The 17,761-nt window shown below is 65.3% G+C and carries 12 protein-coding genes; 5 read left to right on the forward strand and 7 right to left on the reverse strand.

Annotated features, from left to right (window positions below):
- Positions 1 to 498 precede the first annotated feature (498 nt).
- Both mfd and Q8R75_RS03080 read right to left on the reverse strand, forming a co-directional pair.
- Entirely contained in the window at positions 499 to 3,948 is a 3,450-nt protein-coding gene (mfd, locus tag Q8R75_RS03075; protein ID WP_305613799.1) for a transcription-repair coupling factor, read from the reverse strand.
- A 106-nt stretch (positions 3,949 to 4,054) separates the two neighbouring features.
- A complete protein-coding gene (locus tag Q8R75_RS03080; protein ID WP_305613798.1) occupies positions 4,055 to 4,408 on the reverse strand; it encodes a nucleotide pyrophosphohydrolase in 354 nt (117 codons plus the stop codon).
- Positions 4,409 to 4,546: 138 nt separating this feature from the next.
- Here Q8R75_RS03080 and Q8R75_RS03085 point away from each other — a divergent pair, with 138 nt between their 5' ends.
- Both Q8R75_RS03085 and Q8R75_RS03090 read left to right on the forward strand, forming a co-directional pair.
- Positions 4,547 to 6,424, forward strand: a complete 1,878-nt coding sequence (locus Q8R75_RS03085) for a potassium transporter Kup (protein ID WP_305626131.1) — start codon at positions 4,547 to 4,549, stop codon at positions 6,422 to 6,424.
- Between the two features lie 140 nt (positions 6,425 to 6,564).
- Entirely contained in the window at positions 6,565 to 7,089 is a 525-nt protein-coding gene (locus tag Q8R75_RS03090) for a cytochrome b (RefSeq protein WP_305613446.1), read from the forward strand.
- Here Q8R75_RS03090 and Q8R75_RS03095 read toward each other — a convergent pair whose 3' ends face one another.
- The 4 genes from Q8R75_RS03095 to mtnA form a co-directional block, all read right to left on the reverse strand.
- Positions 7,090 to 7,674, reverse strand: a complete 585-nt coding sequence (locus tag Q8R75_RS03095) for a rhodanese-like domain-containing protein (RefSeq protein ID WP_305613445.1) — start codon at positions 7,672 to 7,674, stop codon at positions 7,090 to 7,092.
- A 47-nt stretch (positions 7,675 to 7,721) separates the two neighbouring features.
- Positions 7,722 to 10,337 (reverse strand): response regulator, encoded by a 2,616-nt coding sequence (locus Q8R75_RS03100; protein WP_305613444.1) that lies wholly within the window; start codon positions 10,335 to 10,337, stop codon positions 7,722 to 7,724.
- A gap of 115 nt (positions 10,338 to 10,452) precedes the next feature.
- Positions 10,453 to 11,082: a class II aldolase/adducin family protein gene (locus Q8R75_RS03105; RefSeq protein ID WP_305613443.1), complete on the reverse strand. Its 630-nt coding sequence runs from the start codon at positions 11,080 to 11,082 to the stop codon at positions 10,453 to 10,455.
- A 175-nt stretch (positions 11,083 to 11,257) separates the two neighbouring features.
- The gene (mtnA, locus tag Q8R75_RS03110; protein WP_305613442.1) at positions 11,258 to 12,340 is read right to left on the reverse strand and encodes an S-methyl-5-thioribose-1-phosphate isomerase; all 1,083 of its coding nucleotides are present in this window, start codon (positions 12,338 to 12,340) and stop codon (positions 11,258 to 11,260) included.
- Between the two features lie 62 nt (positions 12,341 to 12,402).
- Between mtnA and Q8R75_RS03115 the strand changes: the two genes are divergently transcribed.
- From Q8R75_RS03115 to Q8R75_RS03125, 3 genes are all read left to right on the forward strand, one after another.
- On the forward strand, positions 12,403 to 13,560 hold the full coding sequence (locus Q8R75_RS03115; RefSeq protein WP_305626130.1) for a methionine aminotransferase: 1,158 nt from the start codon (positions 12,403 to 12,405) through the stop codon (positions 13,558 to 13,560).
- A 9-nt stretch (positions 13,561 to 13,569) separates the two neighbouring features.
- On the forward strand, positions 13,570 to 13,782 hold the full coding sequence (locus Q8R75_RS03120) for an RNA-binding S4 domain-containing protein (RefSeq protein ID WP_305614704.1): 213 nt from the start codon (positions 13,570 to 13,572) through the stop codon (positions 13,780 to 13,782).
- Between the two features lie 223 nt (positions 13,783 to 14,005).
- On the forward strand, positions 14,006 to 14,539 hold the full coding sequence (locus Q8R75_RS03125; protein WP_305614703.1) for a PEP-CTERM sorting domain-containing protein: 534 nt from the start codon (positions 14,006 to 14,008) through the stop codon (positions 14,537 to 14,539).
- A gap of 2 nt (positions 14,540 to 14,541) precedes the next feature.
- Here the strand turns inward: Q8R75_RS03125 and Q8R75_RS03130 are convergent, their stop codons facing one another.
- Positions 14,542 to 17,688, reverse strand: a complete 3,147-nt coding sequence (locus tag Q8R75_RS03130) for an efflux RND transporter permease subunit (protein ID WP_305614702.1) — start codon at positions 17,686 to 17,688, stop codon at positions 14,542 to 14,544.
- Positions 17,689 to 17,761: the final 73 nt, after the last annotated feature.

Here is a 17,761-nt window from a genome sequence, read left to right on the forward strand (position 1 = left end):
CTTCAAGCATGCTTCGATCAGGCCGCGCCCTGCGCGTGCCGTCAGCCTGGTCGTTCCCGGACTTGAAAATGCAGGCGCAGGCCAGGGTCATGTTCCATTAAGTGCAAGCGCCGGACCAGGACAACGCAGACCAGACCTTGCCGTGATCAGCGCTTTCCATTCGGACGTGGCGAGCGATCGACGTGTGGTTGTTGGGCATCGCCTGCGGCTCACCCCAACCTACCTGTGCTGACCATGGGGATTGGGTGGTTCAGCACGCCGTAGGTTGGGGCGAGCCGCAGGCGATGCCCAACACAGTCCGCGGCCCTCGCGCAGTCAGGTAAATCAGCACGTCGTAGGTTGGGCTGAGCCGCAGGCGATGCCCAACGCCGTCCTTCGGCCGGCGCTGGTGCGTGATCGACGGGGGCTCGTTGGGCATCGCCGTTGGCTCAGCCCAACCTGCAAGGTCCTGGCGGCTGTGCGATCGGGTGAATCAGTCGAAACGCCTGGACGATGGCCTCAGCCCGAAAGCTTCTTCATCAACTCGCGCACGCCCGCCACGCGGGCGTCCAGATCGACGCTGGAGCGCTTCCACGACAGCCGGTCCTGACCGGCTAGCTTGAAGTTCCGGTCCTTCTGCACCAGCTGGATGATGCGGATCGGCTCGATCGGCGGGTTGGGCACGAAGGTGACCAGGATCATCGTGTCGTGCGCGTCGATCTTGGTGATGCCGAGCGGTTTGGCGGCGATGCGCAGCCGGTGCGTTTCGAGCAGGGCGCGCGTCTGGTCGGGCATCTGGCCGAAGCGGTCGACCAGCTCTTCGCGCAGTGCCGACACGTCGTCGGCCGTTTCGCAGTTGGCCAGGCGTTTGTACAGCGTCAGGCGTTCGTGCACGTCCGGACAGTAGGCGGTCGGCAGCAGCGCCGGCGTGTGAAGATTGATTTCGGACACGATCTCGAGCGGCTGCGTGAGGTCGGCGTCCTTGCCCTGCTGCAGCGACTTGACCGCGCTTTTCAGCATGTCGGTATACAGATTGAAGCCGATTTCCTGCATTTCGCCGGATTGCGATTCGCCCAGCACCTCGCCGGCGCCGCGGATTTCCAGATCGTGCATCGCCAGATAGAAGCCGGAACCCAGCTCTTCCATCATCGTGATGGCTTCGAGCCGGCGCCGGCCTTGTTCGGTCGGCTTGGCGTGCGCGTCGGTCAGCATGTAGGCGTAGGCCTGGTGATGGCTGCGCCCGACCCGGCCGCGCAACTGGTGCAGTTGGGCCAGACCGAAGCGGTCGGCGCGGTTGATGATGATGGTGTTGGCATTCGGGTTGTCGATGCCGGTTTCGATGATGGTCGTACACAGCAGCAGGTTATGCCGGCGCTGCGTGAATTCGCGCATCACGCGCTCCAGCTCTCGCTCCGGCAACTGGCCGTGACCGATGACGATGCGCGCCTCGGGCAGCAGGTCGGCGAGTCTTGAACCCATCTCTTCGATGGTGTCGACCTCGTTGTGCAGGAAATACACCTGGCCGCCGCGCTTGAATTCGCGCAACACCGCTTCGCGGATGAGCCCGCGCGACCACGGGCTGACGAAGGTCTTGATGGCGAGCCGCTTCTGCGGCGCGGTGGCGATGACGGAGAAGTCGCGGATGCCTTCGAGCGACATGGCCAGCGTGCGCGGGATCGGCGTCGCGGTCAGCGTGAGCACGTCGACCTCGGCGCGCAGCGACTTCAGCGCCTCCTTCTGGCGCACGCCGAAGCGGTGCTCTTCGTCGATGATGACCAGTCCGAGGCGGGCGAAGCTCACGTCCTTCTGCAACAGGCGGTGCGTGCCGATGAGCACATCGATCTTGCCTTCGGCCGCTTCTTTAAGCGCCTGCGTCTGTTCCTTGGCACTCTTGAAACGCGAAATTTCGGCAATGCGCGCCGGCCATTCGTGCGCCACCTGGGCGAAGCGGTCGCTGAAGGTCTGGTAGTGCTGTTCGGCCAGCAGCGTGGTCGGCGCCAGCACGGCCACCTGCTTGCCGTCGGCCACCGCGACAAAGGCGGCGCGCAGCGCGACTTCGGTCTTGCCGAAACCGACGTCGCCGCACACCAGGCGGTCCATCGGCCGGCCGGACGTCATGTCGCCGACCACCGCGGTGATCGCACCCATCTGGTCCGGCGTTTCCTCGAAGCCGAAACCTTCGGCGAAGGCGTCCATGTCGTGCTGCTTGAAACCGAAGATGTGGCCCTTGCGCGCCGAGCGCTGCGCATACAGCGCCAGCAATTCGGCGGCCGTGTCGCGCACTTGCGCGGCGGCGCGTTTCTTGGCCTTGTCCCACTGGCCGGAACCAAGCTTGTGCAGATGCACCTGGTCGCCGGGCGCACCGCTGTAGCGGCTGATCTGGTGCAACTGCGACACCGGCACGTACAGCTTGTCGCCGTCGGCGTATTCCAGATGCAGGAATTCGGTTTCGCCTTCGCCCAGATCCATGTGGGTCAGGCCGATGTAGCGACCGATGCCGTGTTGAAGATGCACCACCGGATCGCCGATCTTCAGTTCGGTCAGGTCGCGCAGGAAGTTTTCCGCCGTGACCTTGCGCCCGTCGCGCTTGCCGCGCGAACGCGCCTGCGTCGGATACAGCTCGGTTTCGGTCACCAGCGCGATCAAGGGCGAAGACAGCGCGAAGCCCTCGACCAGCGGACCGATGGCGACGGTCAGGGCGGCGTCTGCCGCGATGGCGGCGTCGAAGCCGTCGACCGGCGCGCTCGCCAGCCCGTATTCGGCGAAGTAGTCGATCAGCGTTTCGCGGCGCCCGGCTGACTCGGCGATCACCACGACGCGCTGTGCCGCGACCTGCGCGCGCAGCCGGTGCAGCGGGTCGGCCGCCTTGCGTTCGATGCCGAGCTCCGGCAATGCCGACGCACCCGCCGATTCGTCCGGTGCGCCGCGCCCCAGTCGCACGATGGCGCGGTTGGCCAGCGATACGTGGAACTGTTCTTCCGACAGGAACAGCTCGGCCGGCGGCAGGATGGGGCGCGCGCGTTCGCCCTTCATCAGGTCGAAGCGGCTTTTCGTGTCGCGCCAGAAATCGGCGATGGCGTCGTTCACCTCGGCATCGAGCGCCACCAGCGCGTTGGCCGGCAGGTAGTCGAACAGCGTGTCGGTGTGTTCGAAGAACAGCGGAATGTAGTACTCGATGCCGGCGGTCGGTACGCCGTTCGACACATCCTTGTAGATGACGGACTTCGACGGATCGCCTTCGAAAGCTTCGCGGAAGCGCGATCGGAAGGCGGTGCGCGCCTTGTCGTCCATCGGGAATTCGCGCGCCGGCAGCAGGCGGATTTCCTTGGTCGGGAACACGGTGCGCTGGGTGTCCACGTCGAAGGTGCGGATGCTTTCCACTTCGTCGTCAAACAGGTCGATGCGGTAGGGCAGGGCGGCGCCCATCGGATACAGGTCGACCAGGCCGCCGCGCACGCTGTATTCACCCGGGGCCACCACCTGGGTCACCGGGCCGTAGCCCGCCACCGTCAGTTGCAGGCGCAGGCGCTCGACGTCGAGCTTTTCGCCCTGCTTGACGAAGAAGGTGTGCGCGGCGAGGTATTCGCGCGGAGCCAGCCGGTACAGCGCGGTCGAGGCGGGTACGACCAGCACGTCCAGTTCGCCGCGCATCAATGCGTACAGCGTCTCCAGCCGCTCCGATACCAGATCGTTGTGCGGCGAAAACTGGTCGTAGGGCAGGGTTTCCCAGTCGGGCAACTGGAAGCTGCGCAAGGACGGCGCGAACCAGCGCAGTTCGTCGAGCAGACGCTGCGCGTCCATCGGCCGAGCCGCGACGACGACCAGCGGTGCGCTGGCACCGCGTGCCAGTCCGGCGAGCGCGAGCGCCTGGGCGCCGCCGGGCAACGGCGGCCAGTCGACGCGGCTGGACGGGCGTGGGCGGGGCAGCGGACGCAGAAGTGAGTCCAGCAGCGAGGGCGATGAAGTCATGGGCGGGTAGAGCGCCGCGGTACGTCGAGGTTCGCGCACCGCGAAAAATCAAATAGCCAGCGGTCGGCGAAGGCCGGGATTATCGCGGAAACGGTTGCCGGCTGCCTCACTCGTATTCGTCGTATTTGCGCGCGTCGCCGCGCACCCGCTCGGCGGGGTACTTGTCGCGGTTGATCTGCATCTTTTCGGCGACGGCGGCGGGCAGGTCGATGTCCAGCGTATCCGCCAGCCGAACCAGATACACCAGTGTATCGGCCAGTTCGTGGCCGACTGCCCGCTTCTTCGTGTCCGCCAGCTCATGGCCGGTGGCCAGCCACTGGAAGTGCTCCATCACTTCGGCAGCTTCGATGCTCATGGCCATCGCAAGGTTTTTCGGGGTGTGGAACTGCGCCCAATCGCGTTCATCGACGAACTGACGGATCAGGTTGCGCAGTGACAGCAGGTCAGCGGTGTCGTCCATGGTGTGCGGGGCGATGGTGAGTCGGATTCTGGAAGTCGGGGTGATTGTTGCAAATGTGTCGCAGGATGTGCGCTCGATCGCTTGATCTTGCAAATGTTGCGGCGCAATATCGGCGACCTGTCATTCCACGACGCAGAAATGACTCGACAAACAGACGGCGCGAAGGCGCTCGGACCGCTGATGCTGGCGGCGCTGGGCGTGGTGTTCGGCGATATCGGCACCAGTCCGCTGTACGCCTTCAAGGAAGCCTTCACCGGTAGCCACGGCCTGCCGCTGTCGGAAGCGAACGTGCTGGCTGCACTGTCGGCACTGTTCTGGTCCGTCACGCTGATCATTTCGTTCAAGTACGTGTTCATCGTGCTGCGTTTCGACAACGACGGCGAAGGCGGCGCGCTCGCGCTGGCGTCGCTCGCGCAGCGGGCCGCCCGTGCAGGCGTGCGCCGGCGGGTGGCAGCAGTGACGGCTGCCGGCGTGTTCGCCGCGGCAATGTTCTACGGCGACGCGGTCATCACGCCCGCCATTTCCGTGCTGTCGGCGGTCGAGGGGCTGGCCGTCGTGGCGCCGACGCTCGAGCACTGGATCGAGCCGATCACCATCGTCATCATCATCGTGCTGTTTTCGGTGCAGCGAAAGGGGACTGCGCTGGTCGGCCGCTTTTTCGGACCGATCACCATCGTGTGGTTCGCGGTGCTCGCCCTGCTCGGGATCAACAGCATCGTGCAGACGCCCGACGTGTTGCGCGCACTCGACCCGACCTACGCCATCGTGTTCGCGATCGATAATCCCGCGCAGGCTTTCCTGCTGCTCGGTGCCGTGTTTCTGGCGCTGACCGGCGGCGAGGCGCTGTACGCCGACATGGGGCATTTCGGCAAGCGACCGGTGCGGCTGGCCTGGTATTTCATCGTGTCGCCCGCGCTGCTGATCAATTACTTCGGTCAGGGCGCGCTGGTGCTGCGCGCCTCCGAAACGGTCAGCAACCCCTTCTTCAATCTGGCGCCCGAGGCACTGCGCCTGCCGCTGGTTCTGCTGGCGACGATGGCGACGGTCATCGCGTCGCAGGCGGTCATTTCCGGCGCCTTCTCGATCACCGCACAGGCCTCGCGGCTCGGTTATCTGCCGCGCTTGCGCCAGCTGCACACTTCCGACACGGAACGCGGGCAGATCTACATTCCGGCCGTAAACTGGATGATGCTGATCGGCGTGGTCGTGCTGGTGCTCGAATTCGACACCTCCAGCGATCTGGCGGCGGCCTACGGCATCGCCGTATCGGGTGACATGATCATCACGACGCTGCTGATGATCTTCATCACCAGCATGTCGCAGCGGCGCCTGAAGATGGCGCTGCTGGCCGTGCTGGGGGTGTTCTTCGTCATCGAACTGCTGTTCTTCGCGTCCAACCTGACCAAGTTCCTCGATGGCGGCTGGCTGCCGATGCTGCTGGGCGCCGCGCTGTTCACCATGCTGACCACCTGGAAGCGCGGCAGCGAGTTGTTGGCGCGCGAGCGCCGGCGTATCAACATCCCGATGGAGGATTTCCTCGCCAGCCCGATTCCCGAGGTGCCGCGCGTAGCGGGGACTGCGATCTATCTGACCTCGGATCCGGAAACCGTTCCCAGTGCGCTGTTCCATAACCTCAAGCATTTCAAGGTGTTGCACGAGTCCGTGCTGTTCCTGCACGTACGGATCGAAGAAGTGCCGCGGGTGGCGGCAGAACAGCGGATGACCGTACAACGGCTGGCCGACAACACCTGGGCGATCGAAGTGCGCTACGGCTTCCGCGAGGAGCCTGACATACCCGAAGCGCTGCAGGCGCTGCCTCCCGAGGTGCTGGAGCTCGAGGCGATGGATACGACCTATTTCGTCGCGCGCTCGACCGTCGTCGAAGGCGTCGGCGACCTGTCGACGTGGCGCCGCGCGTTGTTTGGCTGGATGCTCAGGCAGTCTGAGGGGCCGGCAAATTACTTCCATCTGCCGCCGAACCGGGTGGTCGAACTGGGCACGCAGATCAGCCTCTGAAGCGTGCATCGCGTTCGGTTGTGCGCGTGCCGGTGTCGTACGGGAACTGCCGGGCTGCGACAATGACAGACCAGGGCCGGCGCCCGGCCATCGAACCCCGGGTCGGCAAAGTCTGCGACGCCACCCCAAAAAGGAAAACCATGCGCTACACCCGCACCGCAATGTCCCTGCACTGGCTGATTGCACTGATGCTGTTCGGCATGTTCGGGCTCGGCCTGTACATGACAGAACTAGCGCTGTCGCCGACAAAACTCAAGCTGTACTCGTATCACAAGTGGGCCGGCGTCACGCTGTTCCTGTTCGTACTGCTGCGTCTGGGCTGGCGCGTCACGCACACGCCGCCCGCTCTGCCGAGCAGTACTCCGGCATGGCAGGCCAGGGCTGCCGCCGCCGGACATCATCTGCTTTATGTGCTGATGATTGCCGCGCCGCTGTCAGGCTGGCTGATGAGTTCGGCCAAGGGGTTCCAGACAGTGTGGTTCGGCGTGCTGCCGCTGCCCGATCTGCTGGACAAGAACGAGACTCTGGGTGGCGCGCTGCTGCTGGTGCACCGCTTCCTGAACTATTTCTTCATGGCGGTCGTGATCGGGCACATCCTGGCCGCGATCAAGCACCACTTCATCGATCGCGACGGTCTGCTGTCGCGCATGCTGCCCGGCCGCTGATCAGCGCGTGCCTGCGGGCAGCCAGACCTGCGAGCTGTCCAGTGCATAGGTCCACGGCAGGCCCGCATTCTTCCAGCCGTTGACGGTGCGCTTGCCGCGATCCGCACCCGCCGACGCGGTGTCGCCCTCGAACCCGTCGATCACCGTCCACACGCGGGTAAAACCAGCCGCTGCCAGCGCATTGACGGCGCGCGTCGTGCGGTCACCGGAACGACAGATCAACACCACATCGGCCGTCCTGTCGAGGCCCTTGGCCTTGAGGCGCTCCTCGACGGCACTGACGAAGGATGGATTCTTGTGCAATGTGAAGCGGCGCGACCGGGTGTCGAAGTGGTCGAAATCGACCAGCATGAAAGGAATGTTGGCATCCATGCCTGCCGGTGCGCCGACATAGCTCACCTCGGCCTGGGTGCGCACATCGAGAAACAGGACGTTCGCGGCACGTTCGCTGACCATCCGGTGCGCTTCCGCGGCCGTCAGATAGCGATCGAGCGTCGTGCGCTTGTCGGCGGGCACTTCGGATACATCGATCGCTGACGCGCTGCCGCACAGGAAGAACAGCAGGGGGATCAGTGATTTGTTCATGGCGCGCTCCCGGAGTGTCGCGCCGCACGCAGGCGGCGACGCGTCGTTCAGGCGACGCTGAGGCGGGGCCTGCCACGCATACGACTGCGCAGCGGGCGGTCGAGTTCGGCCAGCTTGGTGGCGAGTGCCTCCATCAGCGCGTCGCGCGACACCGATTTGGCGACGAAGCAGCTGGCACCGGCATCAAGCGCGGCGCGCTGCCAGTTGGGATCTTCGATGCCGGACAGCATGACGATGATCAATCGCTCCGGGGCGTAGTGCTCGCGCAGTGCCCGACACGTCGCAATGCCATCCATGCCCTGCATCAGGCCGTCGAGCAGCACCACGTGCGGGCACTGCTGGCCGACCATCAAAAGCGCTTCCTCGCCGCTTTCCGCTTCGCGCACGTCGGTGCAGCCGGCGTTTTCCAGCGACCGGCGCATCAGGAAGCGTTCCGCTTCATCGTCATCGACGACCAGGATGTCCACCGCACCGGGCAGCGATCCGCCGCCCGACTCACCGTCGGCGCTGCATTCGGCGACCCGGCGAACCGATTCGAGCTGCATGCGGCTGGCGATCGGCACCAGCGCGGTCGCCAGTGCCCAGTCCTTTTCGACTGCCGCTGCCTCGAGCCTGCGCATCGTGTCGTGGAGGTCGAAGGCCTGGGCGTGCACCGCGAGCGATTTCAGCGTGTGCGCGGCACGGCGCAGGGTGTGGTCATCGTGGCTGCGCAGGGCTTCCTGCATGGCCACCACGTTGCGTTGCGATTCCTTTTCGTACAGCGCGGCGAAACGGGCGCGGTCGTGCTGGCTGATGGCATCGACCGAAATCGTGCCGGTTCCGGATACCGCGTTGTCGGGCAGCCACTTGCGCACGATGGCGTACAGATCGTCTTCGCGGAAAGGCTTGGCGAGATAGTCGTCCATGCCGGCGGCGATACAGTTTTCACGGTCGCCGTCGTTGGCACCCGCGGTCAGCGCGATCAGCGGTGTCGCGGGCAGGCCGACCAGTCGTTCGCGGTCGCGAATGCGTTCGCAGGCTTCGAAGCCATCCATGCCCGGCATCTGGCAATCCATCAGCACAAGGTCGAAGCGAGCGTGCTCGAGCTCCTGCAGTGCCTGCCGGCCGTCGCGCGCCAGCGTCCAGCGCAGGCCGAAGGCTTCGAGCATGTTGGACGCGACTTCGGCATTGACCGTACTGTCTTCCACCAGCAGCACGGTACCGGACAGGCGGGGCAGATTGGGCAGGGACAGGCTGTGCTGGGCTTCTTCCATGCCGGTGCTCACGACCTTGCACGGCAACGACAGCGTGAAGGTCGATCCGATACCCGCTGCACTGCGCAAGGTCACGGCGCCGCCGAGCATTTCAGCCAGCTGCCGGGAGATGGCGAGGCCCAGACCGGTACCGCCGAAGCGGCGGGACGCCGTGTTGTCGGCCTGCGCGAAGGCATCGAAGATGCGCGCCTGGTCCGGTTCGGTAATGCCGATGCCGGTGTCGCGTACGGCCATCACCATGCGCACCGCACCGGTGGTCGGGCGGTGATGCAGCATCAGGTCATCGTCCATCGAGTGAACACGCAGCGTGACGAACACGCCGCCGTGATCGGTGAATTTGATGGCGTTGCCGATCAGATTGACCGCGATCTGACGCAGCCGGCCCGGATCACCCTCGACCCGGCCGGGCACCGCGTCATCGACGTCGAGCGCCAGCGCAAGACCCTTTTCGCGGGCCTGTGCGCCGAGCAGTTCGGTCACTTCGCGCAGCGTGCGACGCGGGTCGAATTCGCTGCGTACCAGATCGAAGCGGCCGGCCTCGATCTTCGACAGATCGAGAATGTCGTTCAGCAGGTCGAGCAGGTTTTCGCCCGAGCGATACAGCGTTTCAAGATAGCGCCGCTGTTCGCCATTCAGTTCGCTGCGCAGCAGCAGTTGCGCCATGCCCAGCACGCCGTTCATCGGCGTGCGGATTTCGTGACTCATGTTGGCCAGGAACTGGCTCTTCGCCTGATTGGCCTGCTCGGCGGCTTCCTTGGCTTCTTCGTTTTCCTTCGCTACATGCGCGTGATGAAGGCGCAGGCGAATGAATTCTGCAGTGTTCTTCTGGAAGCGCTTGGCGTTGACGACCGCAATCAGCAGGAACAGCAGGATGAAGCCGCCGAGCACTTCGCGTTCCGGTTCGGGCGAAAGCAGGTAGAAGAAGGCGGTCGGCAGCAATGCCGGCAGTGCCATCAGCACATAGGCCTTCCACATGCCGGTGAGCGAAAACAGCCCGACTGCCGCCACGGCCACCAGACACAGCGGCACCACCATTTCGTAAGGGTGTCCGGGCGGCGGCATCAGGGCGACACCGAGCGCACCCCAGCCGCAGCCGGCGACGAACACGCCCAGCATGAACAGCCACTTCCAGATCAGCGTTTCGTTGACGCCCGGCGCGACATGCCGCCACGCCATGATGAGCCCGAAGCGGCCGACGTTGATCAGCACCATGGCGACCAGCCAGGTGGTCAGTGCATTGATGTCGACGACCTTGTGCAGCACGCCCCAGATCAGGCCGGCCAGCACAATCGCCATCACCAGCGTGAACGGTGTCAGCCGGTAGGCGAGCGCAACCAGTTCCGCCTCGACCTGGCGTTCTGCGTTCTCGCTGTGCGGCGTGGCGCCGTGTGAAAGGAGGCTGGTGGGCATTGACGGACTCGGCATCAGGGGCGAATCGCCGCCGGATTGCACCGCCGGAGGCTGACAGGGTTCACGGCTCCGAAGCGCCGTTCTTGAACCGGTGCGCGCCGCTCGGGCTTCACGTTCATTGGCCGTAATCCGCGAACTTGCCGAGCACCCGCGCCATCTCGTCGTCGTCGAGCAGTTTCGGCCTGCCGACCTGCAGCGTGCGCCAGTACTGTTCGCACAGCGTTTCGAGTTCCATTGCGAGCGCGACGGCGTGGTGCAGGCTGCGTCCGAAAACGAGCATGCCGTGGTTTGCCATCAGGCATGCGCAGCGGCCGGGCAGGGCGTCGAGTACCGCGTCGGACAAGGCCTGCTCGCCGAAGGTCGCATAGCGCGCGCAGCGCACGGTGCTGCCGCCGAAGCGGGCGATCATGTAGTGAAAGGGCGGAATGTATTCGCCGATGCAGGCGAGCGCCGTGGCGAACGGCGAGTGCGCATGCACGATGGCATCCGCGTCGGCGCGGGCGGCGTAGATGTCCCGGTGGATGCGCCATTCCGAAGAAGGCTTGCGGCAGCCGCTGCTGCGGCCATCACTGAACACTTCCACGATGTCGTCAGCGGTGCATTCCGCAGGTTCGAGCCCGCTCGGGGTGATCAGGAATGCGGGACCGCGGCGCGCGCTGACGTTGCCAGCCGCACCGCGGTTAAGTCCGCAAACTTCCAACCGGCGCGCTGCCTCAAGCACATCGCTGCCGCTGACCTCGTTCATCAGGGTGTGCCCCTGTATTGTGGATTACCGGTGGATTATCCTGACCGGAGCCCAGAATACAAGCGGGTTTACATTAAAAATTGACGATGGATCAGGTGTTTCGCGATGCAACATCGCTGATAGTCTTTACAGTCAATAGTTTCACGCTTCTAGAATTCACTTGAAGTTCTGTGGATCATTCTGCACGGGTGCCTGCGAAATGGACTCCCTCAGGCACGCCCTCAGGCATTCCCCCAGCCGGATAAACGATGCCGCGTTCGGTGATGAGCGCCGTCACAAGGTGCGCCGGCGTGATGTCGAATGCCGGATTGGCGACCGGACTGTCCGGGCCGAGCTGGCGGACGCGGCCGGCCGCACCGCGCACCACGCGCAGTTCGTCGCCGTCGCGTGCCTCGATCGGAATCGACGCTCCACCAGCGCAGCCCTCATCCACCGTCGACCAGGGCGCGGCGACCCAGAACGGCAGCCCGCTGTCGCGTGCCGCCAGTGCCTTCAGATAGCTGCCGACCTTGTTGGCAACGTCGCCGTTGGCGGCGACGCGGTCGGCGCCGATGATGACTGCGTCGACTTGCCCCTCACGCATCAGCTGGCCAGCGGCGTTGTCGGCGATGACCGTATGCGGCACGCCGGCGCCGGCCAGTTCCCATGCGGTCAGCAGGCCCTGGTTGCGCGGCCGGGTTTCCGAGACCCACACGTGCAGGTCGATCCCCGCGGCGTGTGCGAGATAGATGCCGGCCAGCGCCGTGCCCCAGCCTGTCGTCGCCAGCCAGCCCGCGTTGCAGTGGGTCATCAGGTTCAGGCGGCCCGACTGTGGCTTGATCCGTGGCGTGATCGCCTGCATCAGTTCGAGCGTCAGTTCGCCAATGCGCCGGTTGGCGGCGCGGTCTTCATCGCAGATCGCGAGCGCCTCGCGCCAGGCTGCAGCGGCGCGCGCGGCCGGTGGCAGCGGCCGCACAAGCGTGGCGACGCGATGCAGCGCCCACGCAAGATTGACCGCGGTCGGGCGGGTTGCGCCGAGGGCACGCACCGCCTCGTCGAGCGCGGCATCGTCGGCTGCGTCGCGCAGCGCCATTGCCAGGCCGAAAGCACCGATGGCACCGATCAGCGGTGCGCCGCGGACCTGCATCGTCGCGATGGCGCGGGCCGCCTGCGCGCCGGTTTCAAGGGCCACCTCCTGCTCGGCAAATGGCAGCAGGGTCTGGTCGAGGATGAACAGACGGTCGCCATCGAGGCGCAGCGGGCTGGGTGTGTCGTACATGTCGGATGGGGATGGGCGGGGCTTCAAGCATAATCGGTTGATCCACGACACAGACATCCGCCATGCAGGATTTCCCCGGTCATCTGACGTCGAAACTGCCCGACGTCGGCACGACGATATTCACCATCATTTCACGCGAGGCGCAGGCCTGCGGTGCGATCAACCTCGCCCAGGGGTTTCCCGACTTCAGCGCCGATCCGCCGCTGTTCGACGCGGTGGCGGCGCACATGCGGGCCGGGCGCAACCAGTATTCGCCGATGACCGGCCAGCCGGCGCTGCGCGAGGCAGTGGCCCGGAAGATGCGCGCGGTGTATGGCGCGGACTACGACGCCGAAGAAGAAATCACGATCACTGCCGGTGCGACCCAGGCGGTCTATACGGCGATCACCGCTTTCGCCGGGCCGGGCGACGAAGTCATCGTATTCGAGCCGGCGTTCGACAGCTACCTGCCGGGCATCCGGCTCGCGGGCGCCACACCGGTGTTCGTGCGCCTCGAAGCGCCGCATTTCCTGCCGGACTGGGACGCGGTGGCGCGCTGCATCACGCCGCGTACCCGGCTCATCATCACCAACACACCGCACAACCCGACCGGGGCCGCATGGTCGATCGATGACCAGCGCCAGCTGGCGCGGTTGTGCGACGGCCTTGGCATCGTGGTCATTTCCGACGAGGTGTACGAACACATCGTGTTCGACGGACGCGAACACGCCAGTGCCGCGCGGCTTCCCGAACTTGCGGCGCGTACCGTGCTGGTGTCGAGTTTCGGCAAGACCTTCCACGTGACCGGCTGGAAGGTCGGCTTCGTGTGCGCCCCTCCTGCACTGAGTGCCGAGTTCCGCCGCGTGCACCAGTTCAACGTGTTCGCAGTGAATACACCCTGCCAGCTCGGGCTGGCCGACTACATGGCCGAGCCCTCGCGCTACCTTGAACTGGGCCGTTTCTACCAGACCAAGCGCGACGCGTTCCGCGCCGGTCTGGCCGGCTCGCGCTTCGAACTGCCGGGCTGCGCCGGCACTTATTTTCAGCTCGCGTCGTATCGCGCCATCAGCGACGAACCGGATCAGTCCTTCGTGCGTCGCCTGATGCGCGAAGCGGGTGTGGCGGCGATTCCGGTGTCGGCCTTCCACCACGACGGCCACGATGCGCGGCTGATCCGCTTCTGCTTCGCCAAGACCGGAGCCGTCATTGCGCAGGCGGTCGAACGTCTGCGTTCTTACTGAAGGATGTCCATGCAAACCGTTGATTTTACGCTGACCGGCGAATACGTAGCGCTGTGCGATCTTTTGAAGCTTGCAGGCCTCGCCAGCAGTGGCGGAGAAGGGAAGGTGCGGGTGGCTCGGGGAGACGTGCAGGTGGACGGGCAGACCGAAACCCGCAAGACCGCCAAGATCCGCAGCGGCCAGAAGGTCGTGTGTGACGGTGTATGCATCGCCGTCCGGTGAAGGTGAGCCGGCGCACCTGGATTGTGTCGACGCTTTTTACATTCGCACCAGCCCGGGTGACGTTGACCCGGGAGGCGAGCGGAAGGCGTCTGCGAGGTCACTGATTTGATGCGACTTTGTTATTTTTTTCCGCTATTGGCTCGTTCTCTGCTTGCATTCAGATCGATATTCCTTCCCTCTGATTTGCCGCGGCTGTGTTGCGGATCGTAATGCGAGGCACCCAATGAAATTTCCCAGCCTGCTTGGCCTGGCGACGCTCGGCGTCGCGCTTTCCTTTCCTGCGGCAGCCGGCCTCAACGGCGATATCGTTACCACTGCGCTGCACGCGGAAACGGCTGATTACGGCCGGTTCTCCGCCGTCGTCGGCGCTGGCGTAGAGGGCAGTCTGGTCGGTGGCAGGTTGCCGTTCGACTATTCCGACTCAGGGTTCTCCTTGAGTTCGCCGGGCAACTTCTGCGGCATCCGCAGTTGCGGGGACGCGCGGGAACAGATGACCCTGAAGCTGTCCGGCCTCGAATTCGGCCCGTCCGTCGTGCTGAAGGATATTGTGCTGGTCACGATCCTGAGCAATGTCACCGTGACAGTCGGACCGACATTTGCTGAGTTTTCCTGGACCGATCAGTCGATTTCCCCGGGCGCCTTTCTGAGCGCTCAATTCGTCACCGGCGTCGTGCCCGAGCCGGAAGCGCTTACGTTGATGCTTGCCGGCCTGGGCCTGATCGGGATTGCCGCATCGCGTCGTTCGCAGCGCGCCTGAATTCAGCCGTCCTGGGGGGCTTTGGCGAAGCGGCCGTAGTGCAGCAACAGCGTCGGCAGTACCAGCAGATTCAGTATCGTCGAGGTCGTCAGGCCGCCGACGATGATGGCGGCCATCGGTCCTTCGATCTCCCGACCGGGTTCGCCCGAGCCGAGTACCAGCGGCATCAGGCCGAGGCCGGTCACCAGCGCCGTCATCAGGATGGACGGCAGACGCTGCGAGGCGCCCAGGATGGCGGTGTCGAGGTTCCACGGATGCCCCTCGCGCTCCACCAGGTGCTGGAAGTGCGACACCAGCATGATCGAGTTGCGCAGCGTGATGCCGAACAGCGTGACGAAGCCGACCACCGAACCGAGTGACAGCCAGCCGCCGCCGGCCAGCGCAGCCAGCACGCCGCCGATCAGCGCAAACGGCAGGTTCACGAAGGTGATCACCAGGTTGCGCGAGCTCGAAAATGCCAGCATCAACAGGATGGCAATGGCCGCCGCGGCCAGCGCCGAATGCGTGACCAGCTCACGTCGCGCCTGTGCCTGTGCTTCGGCAGCACCGGTCACCGTGTAGTAACTGCCTGCGTTGAGTTTCACGTCGTCGCGCAAGGTACGCTCGACGGCCTCGCTGAACGCGCCCAGATCGTGGCCGCTGGCCAGATTTGCGGTGATGGTCTGCACCCGCTTGCCACCCGAGTGCAGGATTTTGTAGCGACCATTCTCGACGCTGATGTCGGCTACGTCGCGCAGTTCGACCAGCCGGCCGTCAGGCGTGCGCAGCGGCAGCCGCCCGATTTCATTCGGCGAGCGGCGGTGGTCCGGATCCAGCGTCACAACCAGCGGAGTCGCCAGCGTACCGCGATACACCTCGCTCACCTTGCGCCCGGCAAAGGCGGTGCTGGTCGCCGACAGCACGTCTTCGGGCGTCAGTCGCCACACTGCGAGCTTGTCCAGGCGCGGCCGGACGATGATTTCCGGCGTGCCGGGCGGCGCCAGCACCTGCACATCGGTCGCGCCCTTCACCTTCGCCAGCGCTCGCGCAACGGCGCTGGCGTCGGCATCCAGCCGGTCGAGATTGGTGCCGAACACCTGCACCACCAGCGTCGCCGGAAAACCCGATTCGGTCTCGCCGATGCGTTCGGTCAGGAAGGTGTTGACGGAGAACGCCAGGCCGGGGAATCCGACCGATTCAGCGGCTTCTTCGTCCGAGCGATCGTCGTCGCCGTCATCGCCGGTCACCGTGCGCCGGATGTCGGCGAGGATGCGTTCCTGTGTCGCACCGTCGAGCGGACCGATTTCGATCTCGACCTCGCTGTAGTGCGGGCCGAAGGGGTCGAACCCGTTCTGCGCCCGCCCGACCCACTGCGCCACCGACTTCACGCCGTCGATCTGCAGGATCTTTTCGGTCACCCGCTGGCCGACGCGCAGCACCTCGCCCGGCGCGGTGCCCGGAATGGTCGACAGATGCACGATGTAGTGACCTTCGCGCAGTGGAGGAATGAATTCGCCGCCGAACAGCGGCAGTACGCCCAGCCCGCCGGCCAGCGCCAGCATGACGCCGGCGATCAGCCCGTGCGGCCGGCGTTCGATGGCGCGCAGCGTCCGCTCATAGCGCGGGCGCAGCCAGCGCACCAGCGGCGGATCCTCATCAGGCAGTTCGCGGTTGCCGAGCATCAGGAAGCTCATCGCGGGTGTGACCGTCAGCGCCACCACCAGCGACGCGAGGATGGCCAGGATGTAGGCCAGACCGAGCGGCGCGAACAGCTTGCCGGCGACGCCGGACAGGGTGAGCAGCGGCACGAACACCAGCGCCACGATGAAGGTGGCGTACACCACCGAGCTGCGCACCTCCATCGACGCATCGAGCACCACCTTCCAGGCGGCCACCGGAGAACCGAGGTGACGGTTTTCGCGCAGCCGTCGATAGATGTTTTCGCAGTCGATGATGGCGTCGTCCACCACCTCGCCGAGGGCGATCGCCAGCCCGCCCAGCACCATGATGTTCAGGCTGGCGCCCGCTTCCAGCATGACCAGTACCGCCGCCAGCAGCGACAGCGGAATGGCGACGGCTGAAATGAACGCGGTGCGCAGGTTGTACAGGAACACGAACAGCACGATCACCACCAGCGTGGCGCCGATCATCACGTCGGCCCGTACATTACCCAGCGCCGTCTGGATGAAATTGGCGGGCCGGAACAGCGCCGGGTGCAGCGTGACCTGTTCGCGCTCGAACAGCGGTGCCAGCTCGGCCAGCGATTTTTCCAGTTCGAGCGTGACGCCGAGCGTGTCGGCGCCGAGCTGTCCCTGCACCATCATGAATACGCCGGGCGTGCCGTTGATCTGCGCCGCGCTGATCGCCGGGCCTGGTGCTTCGCGCACACGGCCGACGTCGCCGAGCGCGAGCGAGCGCCCATCAGGAAGTGTGACGGTCAGCTGTTCCAGACTGCGCGCGGACGAAGGCGTGGCGTCGATCGCGATCAGCAGGCGCTGGTTGTCGTTCTCGACGAAACCTGCGCCGGCGACCGAAGCGGCGCCGCGCGCCGCCAGTTCGACGTCGGCAAAGGTCACCCCCAGCGTACGCAGCCGTGCCGGGTCGAGCTGGATCTGCCACTGCTTCACTTCGCCACCGAACACATTCACGTCCGCCACACCCGGCACCGCCAGCAGATGCGGCCGCACCACCGAATCGACCAGGTAGCGCATGTCCATCTGCGAGCGCTGTGCCGACGTGATGCCGATGCCGAGCAGGGTGCTGGCCGACGAGGTCAGTGGCGTGATGACCGGCGTTACACCGGCTGGCAACAGCGATCCCAGCGTGCCGAGCCGTTCCGACACCAGCTGACGATTGCGGAACAGGTCGGACTTTTCTTCGAAGATGACCGTGATGACCGACAGGCCGGGAATCGACTGCGAGCGCAGTTCCTTGATGCCGCGCGTGCCGGATACTGCCGATTCGATCGGCGTCGTGACCCGCGTTTCCACCAGGTCGGCCGGCAGGCCTGGGGCTTCGGTCTGGATCACGACCTGCGCCGGTGCGAATTCGGGAAACACGTCGAGGCGGGCGTCGAACATGCGGCTGATTGCGTAGAGCACGAGCACCAGCGACAGTGCCAGCACGATGCCTGGCCGGCGCACGGAAAAGCGGACGATGGCTTCGATCATCGGGAGCGGCCCATGGGACAGGCTGCCTCCGTTAGGGGGGGCAGGGTGGCTTGGGGGCGGTTTTGGGCATCGC

It is taken from the genome of Methyloversatilis sp., from assembly GCF_030696805.1.
Classification (GTDB): domain Bacteria; phylum Pseudomonadota; class Gammaproteobacteria; order Burkholderiales; family Rhodocyclaceae; genus Methyloversatilis.

Excerpts from the sequence above, each read along its gene's own strand:
- mfd (WP_305613799.1), bottom strand. The coding sequence starts at position 3,948 with ATGACTTCATCGCCCTCGCTGCTGGACTCACTTCTGCGTCCGCTGCCC.
- Q8R75_RS03080 (WP_305613798.1), bottom strand. The coding sequence starts at position 4,408 with ATGGACGACACCGCTGACCTGCTGTCACTGCGCAACCTGATCCGTCAG.
- Q8R75_RS03085 (WP_305626131.1), top strand. The coding sequence starts at position 4,547 with ATGACTCGACAAACAGACGGCGCGAAGGCGCTCGGACCGCTGATGCTG.
- Q8R75_RS03090 (WP_305613446.1), top strand. The coding sequence starts at position 6,565 with ATGCGCTACACCCGCACCGCAATGTCCCTGCACTGGCTGATTGCACTG.
- Q8R75_RS03095 (WP_305613445.1), bottom strand. The coding sequence starts at position 7,674 with ATGAACAAATCACTGATCCCCCTGCTGTTCTTCCTGTGCGGCAGCGCG.
- Q8R75_RS03100 (WP_305613444.1), bottom strand. The coding sequence starts at position 10,337 with ATGCCCACCAGCCTCCTTTCACACGGCGCCACGCCGCACAGCGAGAAC.
- Q8R75_RS03105 (WP_305613443.1), bottom strand. The coding sequence starts at position 11,082 with ATGAACGAGGTCAGCGGCAGCGATGTGCTTGAGGCAGCGCGCCGGTTG.
- mtnA (WP_305613442.1), bottom strand. The coding sequence starts at position 12,340 with ATGTACGACACACCCAGCCCGCTGCGCCTCGATGGCGACCGTCTGTTC.
- Q8R75_RS03115 (WP_305626130.1), top strand. The coding sequence starts at position 12,403 with ATGCAGGATTTCCCCGGTCATCTGACGTCGAAACTGCCCGACGTCGGC.
- Q8R75_RS03120 (WP_305614704.1), top strand. The coding sequence starts at position 13,570 with ATGCAAACCGTTGATTTTACGCTGACCGGCGAATACGTAGCGCTGTGC.
- Q8R75_RS03125 (WP_305614703.1), top strand. The coding sequence starts at position 14,006 with ATGAAATTTCCCAGCCTGCTTGGCCTGGCGACGCTCGGCGTCGCGCTT.
- Q8R75_RS03130 (WP_305614702.1), bottom strand. The coding sequence starts at position 17,688 with ATGATCGAAGCCATCGTCCGCTTTTCCGTGCGCCGGCCAGGCATCGTG.